This is a genomic window from Streptomyces sp. HUAS MG56 (assembly GCF_058673395.1).
Map to the genome: position 1 here is coordinate 7,340,626 of NZ_CM178722.1, position 17,939 is coordinate 7,358,564.

Here is a 17,939-nt window from a genome sequence, read left to right on the forward strand (position 1 = left end):
CCTGATTCGACTTATCCACAGGTGCAAGCGGGATTTCGGGATCCGCGAGATCGTCTCCGCATGACGAATCACGGCGAAACCACGGGACCGTTCGAAAACAATGACATCTCCGGACATGATCCGTTCTCCGGACTGTCCGCGCCCGACACCCACGTCACTCTGCGCACCCCGGCCGAGCTGGCCGACGCCCTGCCCTACCTGCTCGGATACCGACCGGAGGACAGCATGGTGCTGGTCGCCCTCCACGACCGCGAAGGCGGCGGCCGGTTCGGCGGCCGGGCCCGGCTCGGCATTCCCGCGAACGAGGAGGACTGGGAGGCGGCCGCCCGGCAGCTGGCCCAGGGCCTGGTCAAGGGCAGCGAGCGGCGGGGCTCCCGCCCGGAGCAGATGGTGGCCTACGTCTGCCAGGAGCCGGCGCCGGGCGAGTCCGGGCGGGACGTCAGGCGCCGGCTCGAACGGCTGGCCCAGTTGCTGCGCACCCAGTGCGGCGACCTGGACGTGCCGGTCGTCGAGGCACTGTGCATCGCGGACGGCCGTTACTGGTCGTACTGCTGCCCGGTCGAGGGCTGCTGCCCCGAGGACGGCTCGCCGATGGGCCTGCCCGGCACCTCGGTCCTGGCGGCGGCCGCCACCTATGCCGGCATCCAAGTGCGCGGCACCCTCAGGGAGTTGCGGGCCAGGCTCCAGCCCTGGGAGACCTCCGCGGTCCTGGAGCAGGAGGCCGCGCTGGACGCGGCGGGCATGATCCTGGTGCCCCGCATCCTCGACGAGGCGTCCCGTCCGGAGGTGGCCGAGGAGACCCTCGCGCTGGCCGAGCGCATCATGCGCCGCTTCGCCGCGGCGGCGCCCGTGTCGGGCACGCATCCGGCGGACGTCCGCGACGACGGCCTGCTCGCACATGACGAGGCGGCGACGGTCATCCTCGGACTCCAGGACCGCACGACCCGTGACCGGGCCGCGGCCTGGATGGAGGGTGCGGAGGCCGGCCCTGCTCTCCGGCTCTGGCGTGCCCTGGCCCGCCGCTGCGTCGGCCCCTACGGTGAGCACGCCGCGGCCCCGCTGACCCTGGCCGGCTGGGTCGCCTGGTCGACGGGCGACGAACTGGAGGCCCGCGAGGCCCTCGCCATGGCCCTGGGCGCGGATCCCGACTACCTCTTCGCCCGCCTGCTGCACCAGGCCTGCAACGAAGGGCTCGACCCCGAGGCGATCCGCCGCTGTCTGCGCACGGAGCGCTCGGGGCCTGCGCGGGCCGAGGCCGCGCAGCAGCCGCATGAGGCAGTGGATTCGGCAACCGGCAGGCTCCCGGCCGTCGACGGCGGCACGTCCGGAGCATGTGCGCAGACGGACGGACAGGTGGCGGGACCGGCGTCCGGGACGGGTGCGCGCCGAAGGCGCCGTGTGCGGTCCCTGGACGGAGGCGACAGCCGCCGGGCGGCCCGGGCGGCAGGTGCAGGACGGCGCCCGACCGGTTCGCGCTCCGGACCGTCGGCAGCCGAGCCCTCGCGGCCGGCCACGCGCGGTCCCGGCGGCACGCGCAAGCGTGCGTCGGACCAGAGCGCGACCAGCGCCACCTCCTCGGTGGGCGACCTCCGCGAGCCCGAGGGGGACGGATGAACGCCCCGGCGCCGGCCACGCGGGTCGGCGCGGCGAAACCTCGCGGTGCACCGGTGGCAACGGTGACATGGAGCGTGCGCTCCCGGAACCCGTGCGTGAACCTGCCGCACCGGGGCCCGGCCGTGTCCCGCCCGGCGTCTCCGGCACGCCGCCATGGCGCGGCATCCCTGCTGTGCCGCCTGGCCGGCCTGGTGCACCGGCCTCGCCCGGGGACTCCGGGGGCTCCTGGGACACACGCGGGCGTACCGCGCACCCGATGCCGGCGCAGGGTCACGGCCGTGTTGAGCGGTGCCTTCGCCGTCGTGCAGCGCCGCGATCCGGCCGGGCTCCCCGGGGCGGGCCGTGACCCGGAAGCGGCGCTCTCCGTTCACCTGAGTGGCGGAACGCCCGAACGCACTCCACCGCCGCACGACCGATGTCCCCCGGGGCGCCTCACCGGCCGCCCAGCGCGTCCCTGGCGCACCGAGAGCAGAAGAAGCCAATCCATGCATCAGCAGCCGACCCCGTCCTTCGCCACCGCCGAGCGACCGGCGAGGGACGGGCCCGCACGGTTCCGGCCGGACAGCGCCGTCATGACGGCGCTGGAGACCCTTGGCGTACGACCACCGTCCCTGGAATCCCGGCCGGCCCTTCCAGCTGACGCAGGCGCACCCTCCCGCGCTCCACACCCGGCTCGTCGGCCTGTCACGCTCCCGTCGCCCCGCACGGCGACGAGCAGTCGCCCGATATCCGAACTGCCGCCCACCCACGCCGCGTTGATCTGCGTCGCCCTGCCTGGCCTCGCCATCTCGGGTGAGCTGGGGCAGCTGACGGGCCGGGGGCTGGACGGGTTCTACCGAGGCGGGCGGCGGCTGCTCTCGCGGTGTCAGGTCCGCGTGGCCGGACGTGAACCGCTCGCCGTGCAGGCCAGGATGACCGGTGCCGACAGCGCCCGTTTCGTCGCCACGCTCCGGGCTTCCCCGGCGGCGGGCCCCGATCCGGATGTCGTCGTCGAACGAACACGCCGCGCCGAGGGAACAGAACGGATCACCGTCCGCAACGCCGGCGTGCGACCGCTGAGGCTCCCCGTCGAGATCGCCCTCGGCACGGATCTCGCCGAACTCGGTGCCATCGCCTCCGGCAGGACGGGCCCCCAACTCCCTGCCACGGTCCGCGACTCAGGGCTGCGCTGGGCCACGGCCGATGCCGCTGCCAGCGTCACCGCCGACCCGCCTCCTTCCGACGTCCTGGCGTCCGCCGGACTGCTGCGCTGGGAACTGCAACTGCCACCGGGTGGGACGGCGACCGTGGAACTGCGGATACGGCTCGACGGCGCGGGCCCCTTGAGGGCCGCGGGACAGACCACGACCAGCCCGATCGCCTGCGCCCGGGCGACGGGCGACGACCCCCGGGTGGCCCCGCTGCTCGACGCGGCCGTCGCCGACCTCCAGGCCCTTCTCTTGCGTGACACCGCCCACCCTTCCGACACCTATCTCGCGGCGGGCGCGCCCTGGCGCTGCGGGATGGCGCCCGCCGAGGCGCTCGCCGCCGCTCGTATGGCCCTGCCTCTCGGCACCCGGCTCGCTGCGGGAACACTGCGTGCCCTGGCCCGCACGCAACTCCCGGGCGACGACGCACGGGCCGGCATGATCCCCGGGCCGCGACGCGACGCCGGCCCTCTCCTCCCGCCGGGCTGCACGGGAACGGAGGCCACGCTGCTCTTCCCCGTCCTGCTCGCCGAGGCCCGCCGCTGGGGACTGCCCGACAGAGAGGCCAGGGAACTGCTGCCCGCCGCCGAACGCTGCCTCACCTGGCTGCGGACCACCACCCGCGACCAGTCCTACCTCCCCGATCCGCAGCCCACGGGTCCGGTCCGCTGTGAAACGCAGGCCCACGCGCACCGTGCGGCCCTGCTGGGCGCCGACCTCCTCGACGCCTACGACCGGCCGGGCGCCGCCGAGTTGCGCCAGTGGGCGCAGGCTCTGCAGACAGCCTTCCGGACCGGCTTCTGGGTCGAGGACCGCGGTGGTGGACGTCCGGCCGCGGCCCTGGCGCCGGACGGCCGTCCCGTACCGCACCTGGGCTCGGCCGCCGCCCACCTGCTCGACACCGGCCTGCTCGGTTCCGGCCGGCTCGCCCCGGGCCTCCTCGACCAGGTGCAGACCGAGCAGCTCGCCCGGTTGCTCGGCACTCCCGCCATGGATGCGGGCTGGGGGCTTCGCGGTCTCGGTGCCAAGGAGATTGGACACAACCCGTTCGGCCATCGGAGTGGAGCCGTCCGGGTTCACGAGACCGCCGTCGCCGTCAGCGGACTGGCTGCCGCCGGCTATGAGAGGGAAGCCGCCGGTCTGCTGAGAGGCCTGCTGGAGGCGGCGGAACACTTCGGGCACCGGCTGCCGGAGATGTTCGGCGGCGAACAGCGCGCCGCCGGGAGTGCTCCCCTTCCGCACCCCGCGGCCTGCCGGCCGGCGGCCACCGCAGCGGCTTCCGCGATCATGGTGCTCACCGCTCTCGCGGGTGTCCGCCCCGACGCCCCGGCCCGTACGGTCACCCTGAGCCCCGTGCGCAGCGCGCCGCTCGGCGAACTCGGTCTCACCGGGCTGCGTCTCGCCGGCGCGCCCTTCGCCGTACGCATCAGCCGGCTGGGCCTCGCCATGGTCGAGGAAGCGGCGGACGGCCTGCAACTGGGAGTGTGACCTCGTACGACGAGACCGAGCGAAGAAGGGGAGCCGGCCCTGCGCCCCATAACGGAACGAAGCGGAACCACCACCGATGCGACCGACGAAGGGAGTGTTTATCGTCAGGCAGACGACTATGATCGCCGCATGCCCTACGACCCGTCAGCCTTTCCGCCCTTCGCCGTCACCGTGGACCTGGTCGTGCTGACCGTGCGCCGTCATGCCCTGTGCGCGCTGGCGGTACGCAGGGGCGAGCCCCCCTTCCAGGGGCGCTGGGCGCTGCCGGGCGGGTTCGTGCGGGCCGACGAGGACCTGTCCCAGGCGGCGGCGCGCGAACTCGAGGAGGAGACCGGGCTGACGGCGCACGACCCCGCGGTCCCGGCCCGGGACAACGGAGCCCACCTCGAGCAGCTCGCCACCTACGGCGACCCCAAGCGGGACCCGCGCATGCGGGTGGTCAGCGTCGCGCACCTCGCGCTCGCGCCCGACCTGCCGGCCCCGCGCGCGGGGGGCGACGCCAGCAACGCGCGCTGGGCACCGGTCGAGGAACTGCTTCAGCGGGGTGGCTACGGACGCGACGGCGAGCCGGTGGCGCCGCTCGCCTTCGACCATGCCCAGATCCTCGCCGACGGGGTGGAGCGGGCCCGGTCCAAGATCGAGTACTCCTCGCTGGCCACCGCGTTCTGCCCGCCGGAGTTCACCGTGGGTGAGCTGCGCCGGGTGTACGAGGCGGTGTGGGCAGTGGCGCTCGATCCCCGCAATTTCCACCGGAAGGTCACCGGCACGCCCGGATTCCTCGTTCCCACGGGAGGGACGACCACGCGCCAGGGCGGCCGGCCGGCGCAGCTCTTCCGGGCCGGCGGGGCCACTCTCCTCAATCCTCCCATGCTGCGCCCCGAGATCTGAGGCGTACAGCGGTCGGCCGGACGGCGGAGAGGCCGGGCGCCGACACCGGGGCTCCGGTTGCGGCGAACGGCGGACGTCAGCCGATTCCGGCGGCGCCATGTCTAGAAGCAGATCGGGTGATACCAGAAAAATCAGACATCGCAAGCTATCTTGCTTCAGGTGATCCAGGCCTTCGGACTGACCAGCAATCCCCGCAAGGCGCAGCCGCCCGCCGTCGACGACGTCTCCTTCGAAGCGCGTGCCGGAGAGGTCACCGCGCTCCTCGGATGTGCCGGCGCGGGCAAGACCACGGCGCTCAGACTGATGCTCGAACTCCAACAGGGGCGCGGCATCACCTACTTCAGAGGGCGGCCCCTGCACCGGATCGCCCACCCGTCCCGGGAGGTCGGCGTGCTCCTCGGCGATGTGCCGGGGCACCCTGCCCGCTCCGTCCGCGGCCATCTGCGGATGCTCTGCGCGGCCTCGGGCGTTCCCGTGCGCCGCGCCGACGAGGTCCTCGAAGGCGTCGGCCTCGTCAGCCTCCGTGAAGAGTGCCTCGGCAGGCTCTCGCGCGGCATGGACCGCCGGCTCGGCCTCGCCTGCGCACTGCTGCCCGACCCGCACACGCTCGTCCTGGACGAGCCCGCCGCCGGCCTCTCCGCCCACGAGGCGCAGTGGTTGCACGGCATGCTGCGGGCCCACGCGCGGCAGGGCGGCACCGTGGTCTTCACCACGGCCGACGCCAAGGAGGCGGCACGCAGGGCCGACCGTGTCGTCACCCTCGACGGCGGCAGGCTCGTGGCCGACCAGGACGCCGGGGACTTCGCCCGCACCCGACTGCGCCCGCGTGTCGCCGTCCGCAGCCCCCAGGCGGGACGACTCGCGTCCCTGCTCGCCAAGGAAGCCCGTGGTGCGCGCCGGTCCGTGGAGGTCGTGCGGGAGGACGGCAACCGCCTCTCGGTGTACGGCTCCACGACCGCCGACATCGGTGAGACGGCCTTCCGCAACGGCATTCTCGTTCACCAACTCGCCGACGAGGTCGGTGACATGGGCCCGGGTGCCGGTACGGGGTCCGGCGCCGGGCCGGCGGAGGCGAGCGGGGTCGTGGCGACCGGGCCACGGGCACGGTGCGAGCGCGACGAGACGGACGCCTCGGTGGTGGAGGCGCAGACCGCGGCGCCCGGTCTGCCGACGGCGGAGTCGGGCACCTCGGCGTCGGCCCCGTCCCCGGCCGGGCCGGGCTCCCCGGCACCGGGCTCGCCCGCGGCGGGCAAGGCCGCGATGGCGTTCGGCTTCTCGCCGGCGAAACCGAGCGACACGGCGACGGAGGCCCAGGTGAGTGAACGGGGCTCAGTGCCGGCGGGCTTCTCGGCGGAGGGGCGGGAGTGCGCGGAAGCGGATGCGCCGACGCCGGAGCCGTGCGGGACCGGTCTCGCCTCGGGCGAGGTGGGGCGGACCTCCGCGCTCGCGTCGGCAAAGCGGGCGCAGACGGCCGACGGTGAGCGACCGTCCTACGGGAACGTGCCCGACCTCCGTCCGGGGGCGGAGTGCGCGGAGGCGGCGCGGGACGCCGCGACGGAGGGCGCGCCGCCAAGAGCCCTCCCGGAAGCCGGCGGGACGGCGCACGGAGCTGTGAAGTCCGGCGATGAGGACATGCGCGGCTGGGTCGAAGGAGCGGTCCCCGCAGACGTACTCGCTGGTGCCGACGTCGGCCGGAGCGCCGGCGCGCAGGGCACCCACTCTGCGCGAGGCGCCCGCGTCGCGCAGGGCCGGGCCGCGGCGACTCAGGAAGCGAAGGCCGCCGGAACGAGCATCCCCGCGGCGGGCATCTCCGCACTCCGCGCCCGTCTGCCCGGTGCCAGGAATCCGGGCACGCGTCAGATCTGGGCCGATCGCGCCGCCCGTCCTGAAGGCGTCCACGCCCTCGACAACCTCTCCGCCCTCCCGCCCCCCATCTCCGTCCGCTCCACCCCCGGTCCCCTCCGCCCCCTGCGCTACGAGATCCGGCGCACCATCGGGATCGGCGCCGGCTTCCTCACCTGCGCTGCCGTGCTGGCGGTGTCCGTGCTCACCGCCGTACTGCTGGCTCGGCTCGGCCACACCCCGCAGGCACGGCTGTTCGCCGCATGGCCGCGGGAGCTGCCGCTGCCGCCCGCGGCGCTCACGGCGGGGTTGCTCGGTGCGCTGGCCTTCGGGGACGAGTTCCGCCACCCCGCCCTCGCGGCGGACCGCGGCACCGTGCCCCGCCGGCTGGGACTGCTGGCGGCCAAACTTCTCGTCTCCGGAGTCACCGCGACGCTGCTCGCCTTCCTCACCCTGGGCTGCGACGCCGAGGCGCTCTACCTCGTCTACGGACGGGAGCTGGCGCGAGTTCCCGCGGACTGGCTTTCGCTGGGCGTGAGTTGGTTCGGCCTCCTCATCGGCTGCGCCTGGGCAGGAGTCCTCGCGGCCGGTGTCTTCCGGTCCACCACGGGAGGCCTCGCCGCCGTACTCGCCGTACCTGTCCTCGTCGTTCCCGTCCTGCACAAGGCGATGCAGGGACCCGCCCCGCGTACGGCGGCCGGATTTCCTGGACGGTTGAGAGAGGTGTTCCTGCTCCCGTGGCCCTTCGGAGGGGAGAGGTATGCCCTCGGGCTGGCACGCGTGCTCGCTCAACCCATGGGCGGCGCACTGGTGTTGTCGCTCGCGGCGCTCCTGTGCGCGTACCTGTTCACGACGCTGCGCACCGGTTTCCGGTGAGGGATGCGCGTCCACTTTCGATCTCGCCGTGTGCACAACTCCCCTCAGAAAGCCCATTTCTTTCCGATAAGGCGTCAATTGCGACGGCGTGAGCGATCACCCTTTCGTGTGCTTTTCACCAAAGACCTCAAGGGAGTTGGAAACGGCGCCGACAAAGGTTCCGTGAGTACCCTTGCGCACACCATGATGACCGCCGCCCGCTCCACCGACTCCGGTCTGGCCGGCCCGGGCGAACTCGACCGCTACCCCTACGCCGAGGCCGCTGTGCCCGATCGCGTGGGAACACCCTCCTGGGAGGGCGCGGAACCCGAGCTGGGCCGCGTCGGCAGGCGGGCCGCGGGCAGCCGCGGACGCGGCCTGCACGGCCAACTCGTCCAACAACTGGGACAGATGATCGTCTCGGGCGACCTGGGCGCGGACCGTCCGCTGGTGCCCGAGGAGATCGGCCAGCGCTTCGAGGTGTCCCGTACCGTCGTCCGCGAGTCCCTCCGAGTCCTCGAGGCCAAGGGCCTGGTCAGCGCCCGCCCGAACGTCGGCACGCGCGTGCGTCCCGTCAGCGACTGGAACCTGCTCGATCCGGACATCATCGAATGGCGGGCCTTCGGGCCGCAGCGCGACGACCAGCGCCGGGAACTGAGCGAACTGCGCTGGACCATCGAGCCGCTCGCCGCCCGCCTCGCCGCGGGGCACGGACGGGAGGAGGTGCAGCAGCGCCTGTGCGACATGGTGGAGATCATGAGCCACGCCATGGCACAGGGCGACGCGCTGACCTATTCGCGCGCCGACAACGAGTTCCACGGCCTGCTCATCCAGATCGCCGGCAACCGCATGCTGGAGCACCTGTCCGGGATCGTGTCCGCCGCCCTCCAGGTGTCGGGCGGCCCGGTGACGGCCTGCGACCGGCCGAACGAGGCGTCCCTCGCGCAGCACGCGCGCATCGTCGACGCTCTCGGCACCGGCGACGGCGCGGCAGCGGAGACGGCCATGCGTCAACTGCTCACGGTCCACCCCGAGGTCGAACGCGTGGTGCCCGCCCCGCGCGAGCACTGACGCAAGCGCTGATCCGTGCCATGAAGGCGATGTGGTCGCCGGCGTGCGGTGTCAGCGTGCTTCTCGTGGGTCTCGTGTCGATGCCGGGCTCGGGTACCGGCCGCTGCCGGACCCCGCCGGATCCCGTGCGGATCGGCGGGGTCCGGCGGTGCGACGGGCGGCCGTGGTCGCGGGCGTGACCGGACGCGAGGGCGGCAGTGATCTCATCTGTCCGTGTCTGACCGTTTTTGTTTGCTTACGGGGTGTGACTCGGGCCACGCGGATTGGGCGTAACGCTCGTGGAAACAGCGCGATGACCTAAGAGGTGACAGCCGCGGAGGGAATACGGACGCCATGACAGGCGCTGTGCATCTCCCCGGCCCCCGCCCGCGCCGTCGGCCCATCCCCAGGCCGGTGGTCGGCTCCTGTCCGCAGTGGACGGTGCCGGAAGCCGTTTTCCAACGTTCCGAGAGGTTGTTCGTGTCGGCCAGCACATCCCGTACGCTCCCGCCGGAGATCGCCGAGTCCGTCTCTGTCATGGCTCTCATTGAGCGGGGAAAGGCTGATGGGCAGATCGCCGGCGACGATGTGCGTCGGGCCTTCGAAGCTGACCAGATTCCGGCCACTCAGTGGAAGAACGTACTGCGCAGCCTCAACCAGATCCTTGAGGAAGAGGGTGTGACGCTGATGGTCAGTGCCGCAGAGCCCAAGCGCACCCGCAAGAGCGTCGCAGCGAAGAGTCCGGCCAAGCGCACCGCCACCAAGACGGTCGCGGCGAAGACGGTGACGACGAGGAAGGCCACCGCCACCACGGCCGCCCCCGTGGCGCCCGCCGCTCCGGTCGCAGCCGATTCCGCCGAGGAAGCCGCACCCGCCAAGAAGGCCGCGGCCAAGAAGACGACCGCCAAGAAGGTGGCCGCCAAGAAGACCGTCGCGAAGAAGACGGCTGCCAAGAAGACCGCGGCCAAGAAGGACGACGCCGAGATTCTCGAGGACGAGGTTCTTGAGGACACCAAGGTGGCCGACGAGCCCGAGGGTGCCGAGAGCGCCGGCTTCGTCCTGTCCGACGAGGACGAGGACGACGCGCCCGCGCAGCAGGTCGCCGCGGCCGGCGCCACCGCCGACCCCGTCAAGGACTACCTGAAGCAGATCGGCAAGGTCCCCCTGCTCAACGCCGAGCAGGAGGTCGAGCTGGCCAAGCGGATCGAGGCGGGCCTGTTCGCCGAGGACAAGCTGGCCAACGCCGACAAACTGGCGCCGAAGCTCAAGCGCGAGCTGGAGATCATCGCCGAGGACGGCCGGCGCGCCAAGAACCACCTCCTGGAGGCCAACCTCCGTCTGGTGGTCTCCCTGGCCAAGCGCTACACCGGCCGCGGCATGCTCTTCCTGGACCTCATCCAGGAGGGCAACCTCGGTCTGATCCGCGCGGTCGAGAAGTTCGACTACACCAAGGGCTACAAGTTCTCCACGTACGCCACCTGGTGGATCCGGCAGGCGATCACCCGCGCCATGGCCGACCAGGCCCGCACCATCCGTATCCCGGTGCACATGGTCGAGGTCATCAACAAGCTCGCGCGCGTGCAGCGCCAGATGCTCCAGGACCTGGGCCGTGAGCCCACCCCGGAGGAGCTGGCCAAGGAGCTCGACATGACCCCGGAGAAGGTCATCGAGGTCCAGAAGTACGGCCGCGAGCCCATCTCGCTGCACACCCCGCTGGGCGAGGACGGCGACAGTGAGTTCGGTGACCTCATCGAGGACTCCGAGGCCGTCGTCCCCGCCGACGCCGTCAGCTTCACGCTCCTCCAGGAGCAGCTGCACTCGGTGCTGGACACCCTGTCCGAGCGCGAGGCCGGTGTCGTCTCCATGCGGTTCGGTCTCACCGACGGTCAGCCGAAGACCCTCGACGAGATCGGCAAGGTCTACGGCGTGACGCGTGAGCGCATCCGCCAGATCGAGTCCAAGACCATGTCGAAGCTGCGCCACCCGTCGCGTTCCCAGGTGCTGCGCGACTACCTCGACTAGGTCGCGTCCGTACGACACCGAAGACCCGGTTCCCCACTGCGGGAGCCGGGTCTTCGCGCTGCGCGCAACGGAGCCGTGGATCACTCTGGGTGTTCCGACATCACCCGAGAGCGAGGTTCCCTCATGCGTCGTTCCGTTGCCCGGGCCCTGGTCCGGCCGCTGGCCCTGGCGGCCGCCACAGCCGCCATACCCCTGGTCGACGCGGCCCCCGTGGCCGCTGACAGCGTCGTGGTCGGGGGGTTTCCGATCGACGTCTCACAGGCCCCGTGGACGGTCGCGCTGTCCAGCCGTGACCGGTTCGGAGGTACGCGGGCGGGTCAGTTCTGCGGCGGCGTGGCGGTCGCACGGACCACCGTGCTCACGGCGGCCCACTGCCTCGGCGAGGACGTGCTCGGGGGGCCGCCGAACACGGTGCGCGACCTCAAGGTCATCGCGGGCCGTACGGATCTGCTGTCGGACAAGGGCGAGGAGATCGCGGTACGGGACGCCCGGGTCAACCCGGGGTACGACGCCACGACCAATGCCGGCGACTTCGCCGTCCTCACCCTCGCCAAGCCGCTGCCGCGCAGCGCGGTCGTCGCCCTGGCCGGTGCGGGAGATACGGCCTACGCGCCGGGCACCGAGGCTCTCGTCTCCGGATGGGGCGACACGAGCGGCGGGGGCGCCTACGCGCGCAGGCTCCACGCGGCACGCGTACGCGTGCTGCCCGACGACGCCTGTGCCCGCGCCTATCCGGGCGGCCCGGAGGGCGCCTACCGGGCGGGCAGCATGCTCTGCGCGGGAGAGGCCAAGGGTGGCCCCGACGCCTGCCAGGGCGACAGCGGAGGCCCTCTGGTGGCCTCGGGACGGCTGATCGGGCTGGTGTCCTGGGGGAGCGGCTGCGGCAGACCTGGGAGCCCCGGCGTCTACACGCGCGTCTCCGAGGTCGCACGAGCGCTGGACGTGTCCTCGGGCGGCCGGGCGGGTTCCGGCGAGTCCTCTTGAGGGGCGCACCAGGGTACGAGTACGGGCGGCGGCTCCCGGTCGGGAGCCGCCGCCCGTTTCCACCGGCTTGTGCCGGCGCTGGCTCGTCGTGTGTGCGAGATTCAGCGCTCTTCTTCGGAAACGTTGTTCGGAACGGTCGTCAGCCGCTCCGTCTCGTCCTGTATCTCGGCGGCGATCTTCTTGAGTTCCGGCTCGAACTTGCGACCGTGGTGGGCGCAGAAGAGCAGTTCTCCGCCGCTCAGCAGGACGACGCGCAGGTATGCCTGGGCGCCGCAGCGGTCGCAGCGATCGGCGGCCGTCAGCGGGCTCGCGGGGGTCAGAACAGTAGTCACGTCGCCTCTTCTCTAGCTCGACGAGCTGTCGTACCAGGGTCAACATCCAACCAGCCCGAAAACGTTCCCGCTCGTGGCTTTTCCTCGAAAAAAATCTTCCGGGGCGGCTGTCTGCTGCCGGTTGGCGGCGAATGTGCCGTAGTGCGTCTCTTGCGTGCTTACGGTTTCGCGCAGTGTTGTGTCTCGGTCCTCCCGGCCGGGTTGCCGGTTGTTCATGAGGACGTGCCCGGAGCCTAAATGGTTCATGCCTCCAAGGGAACGTGATGTGTGCTTCACTCCAACGAGGGATCGAACACGCATGCGAGACTGGACTAGTCTGAGTTTTCGACGAGGGTGGCGTTACACCGGCTCTACCAGGCCTCGGTACCCTCTGAGCGGCAACCGAAGCCGCCCCCTTACCCAACAAGGGGTCAACTGAAATTCAGCGAGGAGCGAACCGCGTGACCGCCGATACGTCCGTGCCGTCCACAGCGCTGCTGGCAGGAGCAGACCGGGACGGTTCCAACTACACCGCGCGGCACCTGCTCGTCCTCGAGGGCCTCGAAGCCGTGCGCAAGCGCCCGGGCATGTACATCGGCTCGACCGACAGCCGCGGTCTGATGCACTGTCTGTGGGAGATCATCGACAACTCCGTGGACGAGGCCCTCGCGGGTGTCTGTGACCACATCGAGGTGGTCCTCCACGACGACGGCTCCGTGGAGGTGCGCGACAACGGCCGGGGTATCCCCGTGGACGTCGAGCCGAGGACCGGCCTGTCCGGCGTCGAGGTCGTGATGACCAAGCTGCACGCAGGCGGCAAGTTCGGCGGTGGTTCCTACGCCGCCTCCGGCGGTCTGCACGGCGTCGGTGCCTCCGTGGTCAACGCCCTCTCCGCCCGTCTCGACGTCGAGGTGGACCGGGGTGGCCACACGCACGCCATCAGCTTCCGGCGGGGCGTGCCGGGTGCCTTCGCCGGCGACGGTGCCGAGGCGAAGTTCGAGGCCAAGAGCGGCCTGCGCAAGACCAGGAAGGTCCCGAAGACCCGCAGCGGCACGCGCGTGCGGTACTGGGCCGACCGGCAGATCTTCCTCAAGGACGCCAAGCTCTCCCTGGAGAACCTGCACCAGCGCGCCCGGCAGACCGCCTTCCTGGTGCCGGGCCTGACGATCGTCGTCCGTGACGAGTTCGGGCTGGGCGAGGGCGGCAGCAAGGGCGAGGAGTCCTTCCGCTTCGACGGCGGCATCAGCGAGTTCTGCGAGTACCTGGCGAACGACAAGCCGGTCTGCGACGTCCTGCGGTTCTCGGGACAGGGCACCTTCAAGGAGACCGTCCCGGTCCTGGACGAGCACGGCCAGATGACGCCCACCGAGGTCACCCGCGAACTGGGCGTGGACGTCGCGCTGCGCTGGGGCACGGGCTACGACGCGACCGTCAGGTCCTTCGTCAACATCATCGCCACGCCCAAGGGCGGCACCCACGTGGCCGGCTTCGAGCAGGCCCTCACGCAGACGATGAACGATGTGCTGCGCGCCAAGAAGATGCTGCGCGTGGCCGAGGACAACATCGTCAAGGACGACGCCCTGGAGGGCCTCACCGCCGTCGTCACCGTGCGCCTGGCCGAGCCGCAGTTCGAGGGCCAGACCAAGGAGGTCCTCGGCACCTCGGCGGCCCGCCGCATCGTGAACAACGTGGTCACCAAGGAACTGAAGGCGTTCCTGACCGCCACCAAGCGCGACGCCGCGGCGCAGGCCCGGGTCGTCATGGAGAAGGTCGTGGCGGCCGCCCGTACGCGCGTCGCGGCCCGCCAGCACAAGGACGCCCAGCGGCGGAAGACGGCCCTGGAGTCCTCGTCCCTGCCGGCGAAGCTCGCCGACTGCCGCAGCGACGACGTCGACCGCAGCGAACTGTTCATCGTCGAGGGTGACTCCGCGCTCGGTACGGCGAAGCTGGCGCGGAACTCCGAGTTCCAGGCTCTGCTGCCGATCCGGGGCAAGATCCTCAACGTCCAGCGGTCGTCGGTGACCGACATGCTGAAGAACGCCGAGTGCGGTGCCATCATCCAGGTCATAGGAGCGGGCTCGGGCCGCACCTTCGACATCGACCAGGCCCGCTACGGCAAGATCATCATGATGACCGACGCGGATGTGGACGGCTCCCACATCCGCTGCCTGCTGCTCACGCTCTTCCAGCGCTACATGCGGCCCATGGTCGAGGCCGGCCGGGTCTTCGCCGCGGTGCCGCCGCTGCACCGGATCGAGATCGTCCAGCCCAAGAAGGGCCAGGACAAGTACGTCTACACGTACTCCGACCGCGAGCTGCGTGACAAGCTCATGGAGTTCCAGAGCAAGGGCATCCGGTACAAGGACTCCATCCAGCGCTACAAGGGTCTGGGCGAGATGGACGCCGACCAGCTGGCCGAGACCACGATGGACCCGCGCCATCGCACCCTGCGCCGGATCAACCTCGCCGACCTGGAAGCTGCGGAACAGGTCTTCGACCTGCTGATGGGCAACGACGTGGCACCCCGCAAGGAGTTCATCTCCAGCTCGGCGGCGACGCTCGACCGTTCGCGCATCGACGCGTAGCCGCTGCGCCGGGCTCCGGCCGACCGGGGGGTGTCCCGGCAGGCCGGAGCGAGGCAGATCCGACGGGTCGTGCAGGCAGCGCGGCCTGGATGCGGGGCCTTGGCCCTGGGGCGGCGAGCGGGGCCGGGTCGGCGTCGCGGTCGCGGTTGGGTGCCTGTCCGGGCCGCCTGAGGTGGTCCGGTGCGTAGCCGGGCCGGCAGGGCCGGCCAGCCGGTGCGGATCTCGGGCCGCTCCGGCGGGCCCGGGCCGCCGCCTTGTCGCGCCGGTGCATCACGCCCGCCGCAGCCGTGGCGTCGGCCCGGCCGAGTCACCGTGGTCTTCCCCAAGCCGATCGGGATCGGCCGTCGCACTCCCACGACACCTCGCTCCGGGTCCTCCCCGTCCCGCCGCCCCTGAGCTGTCATCTCCACCCGGATTCCGGGCTCCGTCGCCAGGCCACCCGTCACCCGCACCCAGACACCGGCGCCGTGCCGATCTCCCGCTGCTGCTCACCCCTCAGCGCACCCAGTGCCAGGTCCAGCACCGCGTCCGGCGCCATCCCGCCCCGCCCCGGTGCCCCCTGCCTCGTCCCTTCCCAGCGTCTTCTTCGCCCGGCGTCTACACCCGTGGGTGGAGAGGAGCCGCCCGAGGTTTCCACCCGTGATCCACCTCCGCTCCGATCTCCGGACCTGCGAATTTCCGTAGCGTCGTTGGTGTCGGCAGCGCCTGCTCCGGCACTACCTTCCCGCTCACGGAGGCTCTGATGTCCGGGCTCGTCAACGCGCTGGTGATCGTGGCCGTGGTCACCATAGTGGTGGTGCGGCAGTTCCGCGCCCGCGCGATCAACACCGACCGGCGCTGGTGGCTGATCCCCGTGATCCTCGCCGTCGTCGCGCTGCGCGAGCCCGGCATCCTCGACGCACATCACCGCACGGAGTCCGCCGCGCTGCTCGCCGTGGAGGTGCTCATAGGGGTGGCCACCGGCGCCGGCTGGGCCTGGACCACCCGCCTCTGGACCGCTCCGGACGGCGTCGTGTGGACCAAGAGCACCAAGGCGAGCGGCGCCGTATGGGCCGTGGGCATCGCCCTGCGGATCGGTATCTACGCCCTCGGCACCGCGCTGGGCCTGCACCAGGACAGCTCGGCCCTGATGCTCGGCCTCGCCGGCACCCTGCTGGTCCGCGGCGGCGTCCTGGTCTGGCGGGCCCAATCCCTCGGCACCGCGACCCGTCCCTCTCCGGCGTACGGTGACGGCATGTGGACGGCCCGGAAGGAGAGCGTGTGACGGAGAACCTCTGGACCCGCTGGCCGTCGCGCGAGGCGCTCGGCCGTGCAGGAATCAGCCGGCCCCGGCGCATGCTCGCCTGGGCCGTGCGGCTCCTCGTGCTCGCGCTGCTCCTGTGGGGCGCGTTCAACCAGAAACACGTCGACCTTGCAGGAGCGCTCGGGGCAGCGGCCGGGGTGCTCCTCGCCGCCGCCGTCTCCTGGGCCCTCTTCCGGACCACCTACCAGCACCGGCTGGTCTCCTCGCTCGCGCTCATGGGTGTGCTCCTGGCCATCGCGGTCGCCGCCGAGGCCACAGGGTTCAGAGGACCGGCCCTGGTGCTCTGGTGCGGATGCGGGATCAGCGCCCTGGAGCGGCTGCCGCTCGCAGCGGCCGTGCCCGTGACCTCGGTGGCCCTGGCGTCGTACTCCGCGTTCAACAACGACGTCTGGCTGACCACGGCGGCCACGGTGGCCGGCATGGCCCTCGCCGGATACGTCCTGCGGCTGGACGCCGAAGCCCGTGGCAGCGCGCAGCGGCTGCTCGCCCAGGAGCGGGCCGCCCGGGCCGCCGAGGCCGAGTCCGCGGCACTGGCCGAGCGCACAAGGATCGCGCGCGAGATCCACGATGTGCTGGCCCACAGCCTCTCGGCTCAGCTCGTGCACCTGGAGGCGGCCCGGCTGCTGATCGAGAACGGCGCCGACCGCGAACGGATCCTGGAGCGGGTGGTGGCCGCGCGCGGAATGGCCCGCGACGGGCTCGCGGAGACCCGGCAGGCACTGTCGGCGCTGCGGGGCGAACTGACCCCGCTGGAAGACTTCCTGAGCGAACTCGTCACCGGAGCCGACGGCGCCGAGGTCACCGTCACGGGTGAGCGCAGACCACTGCCGGCCGAGGCCTCCCAGACCGTGCGCCGGGTCGCGCAGGAGGCGCTCACCAACGTCCGCAAGCACGCCCAGGGCGCCAAGGTGCAGCTGTGGCTCGACTACAGCGACCACGAAGTGACGCTGAACGTAAGGGACTCGGGCGGGCTGCCGGGCGAACTCACCGGATCCGGCGGCGGGTACGGTCTGCTGGGTATGCGCGAGCGTGCCGAGCTGCTGGGCGGCTCGTTGGACGCGGGTCCGGACGAGGAGGGGTTCGTGGTGACGCTGAAGGTGCCGGTATGACCGAGACGGAGGGAGAGAAGAAGCCCGCGCGGGTGGTGGTCGCCGACGACCAGACCGTGGTCCGGGAAGGCATCGTGATGCTCCTCGGGCTGCTGTCCGGCGTGGAGGTCGTCGGTGCGGCGGGAGACGGCGAGGAGGCGGTGCAGCTGGTCGGCGAACTCGCCCCGGACGTCGTCCTGATGGACCTCAGGATGCCCCGCTGCGACGGCGTGGAGGCCACCCGGCGGATCCGGTCGCAGTACCCCAGGACCCAGGTCGTCGTGCTCACCACGTACGCGGACGACGAGTCGCTGTTCCCCGCGCTGCGCGCGGGTGCCCGCGGCTATCTGACGAAGGACGCCGGTGGCGACGAGATCGTGAGGGCCGTGGAGAGCGTGCTGTCGGGGGACGCGGGGCTGTCTCCCAGTGTGCAGCGCAGGCTGCTGGAGCGGCTGTCGCAGCCCGAGCACCCGCCCGAGCCGGAACCCGCCGATGTCGCGCCCGACGGGCTGACCGCACGCGAGACCGAGGTCCTGGTGCTGATCGCCGACGGGCTCAGCAACCAGGAGATCGCCCGCAGGCTGCATGTGTCGACGGCGACGGTGAAGACGCACATCAACAACCTCTTCGCCAAGACGGGCCTCAAGGACCGGGCGCAGGCGGTGCGTTACGCCTACGGCAAGGGGCTGGTGAGGCCGCCCACACAGTGAATCACCTGATGG

The 17,939-nt window shown here is 71.8% G+C and carries 12 protein-coding genes; 11 read left to right on the top strand and 1 reads right to left on the bottom strand.

Features of this window, described 5'->3' with window-relative positions; all coding sequences use genetic code 11:
* Positions 1-60 precede the first annotated feature (60 nt).
* From AC4OXY_RS34510 to AC4OXY_RS34540, 7 genes are all read left to right on the top strand, one after another.
* Entirely contained in the window at positions 61-1,614 is a 1,554-nt protein-coding gene (locus tag AC4OXY_RS34510) for a DUF4192 domain-containing protein (protein WP_491991607.1), read from the top strand.
* A gap of 725 nt (positions 1,615-2,339) precedes the next feature.
* Positions 2,340-4,289 carry a glycogen debranching N-terminal domain-containing protein gene (locus AC4OXY_RS34515; protein WP_491994680.1) on the top strand — a complete coding sequence of 650 codons (1,950 nt, stop codon included), beginning with the start codon at positions 2,340-2,342 and terminating at the stop codon, positions 4,287-4,289.
* Between the two features lie 129 nt (positions 4,290-4,418).
* Positions 4,419-5,177 (top strand): NUDIX hydrolase, encoded by a 759-nt coding sequence (locus tag AC4OXY_RS34520; RefSeq protein ID WP_356021399.1) that lies wholly within the window; start codon positions 4,419-4,421, stop codon positions 5,175-5,177.
* Between the two features lie 159 nt (positions 5,178-5,336).
* A complete protein-coding gene (locus AC4OXY_RS34525) occupies positions 5,337-7,895 on the top strand; it encodes an ABC transporter ATP-binding protein (protein WP_491991608.1) in 2,559 nt (852 codons plus the stop codon).
* A gap of 162 nt (positions 7,896-8,057) precedes the next feature.
* On the top strand, positions 8,058-8,945 hold the full coding sequence (locus tag AC4OXY_RS34530; protein WP_356021403.1) for a FadR/GntR family transcriptional regulator: 888 nt from the start codon (positions 8,058-8,060) through the stop codon (positions 8,943-8,945).
* 459 nt (positions 8,946-9,404) lie between these two features.
* Positions 9,405-10,946, top strand: coding sequence for an RNA polymerase sigma factor (locus AC4OXY_RS34535; RefSeq protein ID WP_356021405.1), 1,542 nt, complete (start codon positions 9,405-9,407; stop codon positions 10,944-10,946).
* Between the two features lie 123 nt (positions 10,947-11,069).
* Positions 11,070-11,930, top strand: coding sequence for a serine protease (locus AC4OXY_RS34540; RefSeq protein ID WP_491991609.1), 861 nt, complete (start codon positions 11,070-11,072; stop codon positions 11,928-11,930).
* A gap of 101 nt (positions 11,931-12,031) precedes the next feature.
* Here the strand turns inward: AC4OXY_RS34540 and AC4OXY_RS34545 are convergent, their stop codons facing one another.
* The gene (locus AC4OXY_RS34545; protein WP_491991610.1) at positions 12,032-12,262 is read right to left on the bottom strand and encodes a DUF7455 domain-containing protein; all 231 of its coding nucleotides are present in this window, start codon (positions 12,260-12,262) and stop codon (positions 12,032-12,034) included.
* Positions 12,263-12,702: 440 nt separating this feature from the next.
* On the opposite strand from AC4OXY_RS34545, the gene AC4OXY_RS34550 reads away from it, so the two are divergent.
* The 4 genes from AC4OXY_RS34550 to AC4OXY_RS34565 all read left to right on the top strand — a co-directional run bounded on the left by AC4OXY_RS34550 (position 12,703) and on the right by AC4OXY_RS34565 (position 17,927).
* Entirely contained in the window at positions 12,703-14,826 is a 2,124-nt protein-coding gene (locus AC4OXY_RS34550; protein ID WP_356021409.1) for a DNA gyrase/topoisomerase IV subunit B, read from the top strand.
* Positions 14,827-15,568: 742 nt separating this feature from the next.
* Positions 15,569-16,090, top strand: coding sequence for a DUF1453 domain-containing protein (locus AC4OXY_RS34555; RefSeq protein ID WP_491991611.1), 522 nt, complete (start codon positions 15,569-15,571; stop codon positions 16,088-16,090).
* Entirely contained in the window at positions 16,087-17,238 is a 1,152-nt protein-coding gene (locus tag AC4OXY_RS34560; protein ID WP_356021413.1) for a sensor histidine kinase, read from the top strand. Before AC4OXY_RS34555 ends, AC4OXY_RS34560 begins: the two co-directional genes overlap by 4 nt.
* Positions 17,235-17,927, top strand: a complete 693-nt coding sequence (locus AC4OXY_RS34565) for a response regulator transcription factor (RefSeq protein ID WP_356021415.1) — start codon at positions 17,235-17,237, stop codon at positions 17,925-17,927. The genes AC4OXY_RS34560 and AC4OXY_RS34565 overlap by 4 nt, the downstream gene beginning before the upstream one ends.
* The last annotated feature ends 12 nt before the right edge of the window (positions 17,928-17,939 follow it).

What these genes read in the sequence shown, in the direction of transcription:
- AC4OXY_RS34510 (WP_491991607.1), top strand. Translation starts at nt 61, where the DNA reads ATGACGAATCACGGCGAAACCACGGGACCGTTCGAAAACAATGACATC.
- AC4OXY_RS34540 (WP_491991609.1), top strand. Translation starts at nt 11,070, where the DNA reads ATGCGTCGTTCCGTTGCCCGGGCCCTGGTCCGGCCGCTGGCCCTGGCG.
- AC4OXY_RS34565 (WP_356021415.1), top strand. Translation starts at nt 17,235, where the DNA reads ATGACCGAGACGGAGGGAGAGAAGAAGCCCGCGCGGGTGGTGGTCGCC.
- AC4OXY_RS34555 (WP_491991611.1), top strand. Translation starts at nt 15,569, where the DNA reads ATGTCCGGGCTCGTCAACGCGCTGGTGATCGTGGCCGTGGTCACCATA.
- AC4OXY_RS34520 (WP_356021399.1), top strand. Translation starts at nt 4,419, where the DNA reads ATGCCCTACGACCCGTCAGCCTTTCCGCCCTTCGCCGTCACCGTGGAC.